Genomic DNA, 3,761 nt, shown 5'->3' on the forward strand with positions numbered 1-3,761 from the left:
GAGGAGGAGGGTCGGAAGCAACAGGCGGGGGAGGATCTTCATGGTCACGCTCAGGCTTCGGAGAGGGACGGAGGGGAGCCGGCCAGGCGCTTCAGGCCGAACAGCGACGTGAACACGACGAACGCGACGATGCAGGCCACCGCCAGCCCCGCGGTGCTCCACAGGGCGTGCGCACCGCTGAACAGGCCTTCCACGAACGCACGGCTGTCACGCACGCTGGACGCGAACGCGGTGCCCATGCGGCCGAGCGCCCTGTCATTGGTGAACAGGAAGCCCAGACCCACGCCCAGGGACGTGAGCAGGATGGCCAGGCCCGTCCACACCTCGCGGCGCTGGGGGACGGGGCTCTCCGCGACGCGGGCCATCACGTTCACGACCAGCGACGGAGGCGGCAGCGGATCCGCGAGCCGGAACAGGTCGTTCTCCAGCAGGCGGTGGTCCTCCATCAGGGCGGCGCACGCCTCGCACTCCGCGGCGTGATCCAGGGCGGGGCCCTCACCGGCCTCCAGCTCCGCGAAGAGGACCTCCAGGTCGGGGCAGGGGGTGGGGCTCATCGCGTCTCCTCCTCGGCGGGCGCCATCTTCTTGCGAAGCTTCTCACGGGCGCGGAACAGGCGGGCCATGATGGTCCCGGGCGCGCAGCCCATGATCTGCGCGATCTCCTTCGTGGTGCGCTTCTGGACGTAATAGAGGGCCAGCACCTCACGGTCGTCCACGGAGAGCGTCTCCATGGCGGCCTCCAGGGACTGCCGCTCCTCGCGCGCGATGGCCCCGTCCTCCTGGGACGCCTCGTTGCTGGGGAGCACCTCCTTCATGGGCTCCAGCTCCTCCGTGCGCACCTTGGTGCGGCGGCGGAGCAGGTCCAGGCAGAGGTTGCGCGTGATGGCGAGCACCCAGAGGTCGAACGGGCGCGCGTCGTCGTAGCGGTGGAGGTTCTGGTACGCGCGAAGGAGGGCTTCCTGCGCGACCTCGGCGGCCTCCGCCTCGCTCTGCAACAGGCGCAGCGCCAGGCCGTACACCGGGCGCTGCACGCTGCGAACGAGCGCTTCGAATGCGGACGGGTCCCCCTTGCGGGCGGCCTGCACGTCCGCCTTCCAGGGGAGCGGGGCGGCGTCCTCAGCCATCAGCATTCCGATGGCCATGGGGAGCGAGTCGAGGGCAAGAGCGTTCACGCCCTGGATTACGGGCGCGGCGAAAGGCCATTGCGCTGCCCTCGAACATCACTTCCGCTTCTGTTTTTTCGCGGACTTGGCGGCAGCCAGGCGCTGCTTTTCGGCCTTTTCCGCCCGGCTTTCGGCCTTCGCCTGCTTGCGCTCTTTCTGCTTCGCCCGGAAGCCCAGCGGGATCTCTGGCTCCGGAGCAGGCGGGGGGGCGGCCCGGACCTCATCCAGGTCCGGGAGCGCTTCACGGGGCGCGCGGGCCGGCCGGCCGATACGGCTCGGCGGACGAGCGTCCTTGGCGGACGGCGCGGCGCGGCCGTCGCGGCTGGTGGCGCCCGGACGGGCGGGGCGCTCGGACGAGGCCGGACGCGAGGTGCGGCTGGTGGCGCGGTCCGCGAGCGCGCGGTGGCGCGAAGGGCCTTCGGAGGCACGCGCGGCGCTCCGGGCCTCTTGCACCCGCTCCTCCTCGCGCTCGGTGGTGACCAGGCGCGGGCGCTGCGAGGTGCGGATGTCCTCCTTCGAGTCCTCCGTGTACTCGAAGTGGAACAGGCGCTTGATCACCAGCGTGGCGTACGCGCCCGGGGGCAGCGTGAAGGCCACGTTGACCTTGATGTCGCCGCGGTTCACGTCGTCGTTCTGCGTGCGGCCCACGACGAGCTTGTGCGGGAACATCACCAGCGGGCGCTGCTCCTCCTTGAAGTAGAGCATCCGCTCGGCGCCCTTGATGCGCAGGTCGGGGAGCTTGAGCTTCTCCTTGCCCAGCACCCAGGTCATGGCCTCCGCCACCTTCGGATCCTCGAAGGTGGAGTCCGGCCCCACGAGCGGGAAGGTCTTCTCGCGCAGGATGTGCAGCACGTCCGGGGTCGCGTCCCGGAAGTGCAGCAGCGTGCCGGCCTGGTAGCGCATGGGGAACATGGCTTCGCGCGGCAGCATCAGCTGGAGGTAGCGCCGGACGCCCTCGTTCCAGAGGAAGCTCTGGTACTCGAAGAGGATCATCGCCCGGTAGTCCGAGTCGATCTGCAGGAACGCGCGGAGCCAGTCGCCCGGGTGCTCACGCAGGCTGCGCAGGATGCGGTGGTACTTCTTCGCGCCCTCGAAGGGCACGCGCGCGTCCCAGCGGCCCCAGTTGTCGCGCCAGAAGCCCTTCACCTTGGCGTCCTCGGTACGGTCCAGATCCGAGGGGCGGGCGAAGTAGTTGTGCAGCGCGGCCTCGAAGTCGCCCCGGATGAGGTCCTTGGCGATGAAGCCCTGGCCATGCTTGATCGCGCCGAAGCGCTGGCTGTCGAAGTAGTTCACCACGCCCAGCCGGTTCACCTCCGCGGCGGCCAGGTTCAGCGGCGCCAGCGAATCGCGCGTGAGGGCGCGCACGGTGACGGAGAAGCGGTTGGAGGTGATGTTCCTAGCGGACAGCGGCTTGTCCGTCCGGCCCAGGAACTTCAGGCGCAGGTCGGGCTCCTGCATGTCCACGTCCGCGCCGTCCACGGCGATGATCTGCTCGGTGCGGCCCTGCTTGTCCTTCAGGCCGCAGTAGCTGATGGCGCCGGGCTTCAGACCGAACGCGTCACGGATTCGGTTCACCGCGTCAAAGGTGGACAGCTTCTGCTTGTCCATCAGGTAGACGCGATGCTTGCCGCTCTCGACCTCGTCGAAGCGGTAGGACTCCTTCACGGAGAAGTCCTCGGGTTTTTGCTTGATTCGCACGACAGCCCCCTTACCACGCGGACGCGCGGAATGAAGCGTTCGCGCCGGAAATGGGCTTAACCTGCAACCCCATGAGAATCCTTCCCGCCCTGATCCTTTTGGGGCTCGCCGGCCTCGCCGTGGGGTGCGCGACCCCGTTGTCCACCATGCAGACGGCGAAGACGCTCGCACCGGGGCAGGTGCAGGTGACGGGCAGCATGGGCGTCTTCGTCCCGGTGGGGACGCTGGCGTCGGTGGTGGACGTGGGCATCGACCAGGGGCTGGAGGCGAAGCGGGCCATCGAGGAGGACCGGCCCTACGCCCTCACGGAGGAGGACCAGCAGCGCCTGCTGACGGCGGGCCTGGCGCTGGCGTTGGCCCCGCCGGGGGTGAACCCGGAGCTGATGGTGCGGGTGGGGCTGTTGGACGGGTTCGACGTGGGCGGGCGCTACAACGGCAACGCGCTGCGCTTCGACGGCAAGGTGCGCCTGGCCCACGGCGGGCCGGGGCCGCGCCGCTCGTATGACCTGGCGCTGGGGCTGGGGGTGTCCAAGTACCTGTTCTCCGGGGCGGTGATGGACGTCCTGGAGGTCGTCCAGCTGGGGGACTTCAGCCGCACCGACGTGGAGGTGCCGCTGTACCTGAGCGCCGAGTACGGCGACGTGTTCAAGCTCTACGGCGCCCCCAAGTACGTCTTCAGCCACACCCGGCTGGACGCCCAGCTGGTGGACTTCTCCCAGCAGGGCAAGCCGGTGACTGGCTTCGACGCGAGCCTGCCGTCCACGGTGAACAGCCACTTCGTGGGCTCCACGGTGGGCTTCGCGGTGGGCTACAAGTACGTGCACTTCTACGCGGAGCTCACCGGGGGCTACGTCTTCTGCAACCCCCACGTCTTCGGGCAGAAGCGGGACCTGGGCGGGAT

4 protein-coding genes are annotated in these 3,761 nt (G+C 69.3%); 1 reads left to right on the forward strand and 3 read right to left on the reverse strand.

Features of this window, described 5'->3' with window-relative positions:
- Nucleotides 1–50: 50 nt before the first annotated feature.
- The 3 genes from D7V80_RS40445 to truD form a co-directional block, all read right to left on the reverse strand.
- Nucleotides 51–554 (reverse strand): hypothetical protein, encoded by a 504-nt coding sequence (locus D7V80_RS40445; RefSeq protein WP_120593088.1) that lies wholly within the window; start codon nt 552–554, stop codon nt 51–53.
- Complete coding sequence (locus tag D7V80_RS40450) at nt 551–1,123, reverse strand: RNA polymerase sigma factor (protein WP_233586090.1); 573 nt, start codon at nt 1,121–1,123, stop codon at nt 551–553. The genes D7V80_RS40445 and D7V80_RS40450 overlap by 4 nt, the downstream gene beginning before the upstream one ends.
- Nucleotides 1,124–1,219: 96 nt before the next feature.
- Entirely contained in the window at nt 1,220–2,860 is a 1,641-nt protein-coding gene (gene truD, locus D7V80_RS40455) for a tRNA pseudouridine(13) synthase TruD (RefSeq protein ID WP_120593089.1), read from the reverse strand.
- 71 nt (nt 2,861–2,931) lie between these two features.
- Here truD and D7V80_RS40460 point away from each other — a divergent pair.
- Nucleotides 2,932–3,761: hypothetical protein (locus tag D7V80_RS40460; protein ID WP_120593090.1), on the forward strand; the 830-nt coding region annotated here is incomplete at its 3' end.

The sequence above is a fragment of the Corallococcus sp. CA054B genome (assembly GCF_003611625.1).
Classification (GTDB): Bacteria; Myxococcota; Myxococcia; order Myxococcales; family Myxococcaceae; genus Corallococcus; species Corallococcus coralloides.

Bases quoted from the DNA above. Each gene is read 5' to 3' on its own strand.
- D7V80_RS40445 (WP_120593088.1), bottom strand. From the start codon at position 554: ATGAGCCCCACCCCCTGCCCCGACCTGGAGGTCCTCTTCGCGGAGCTG.
- D7V80_RS40450 (WP_233586090.1), bottom strand. From the start codon at position 1,123: ATGGCTGAGGACGCCGCCCCGCTCCCCTGGAAGGCGGACGTGCAGGCC.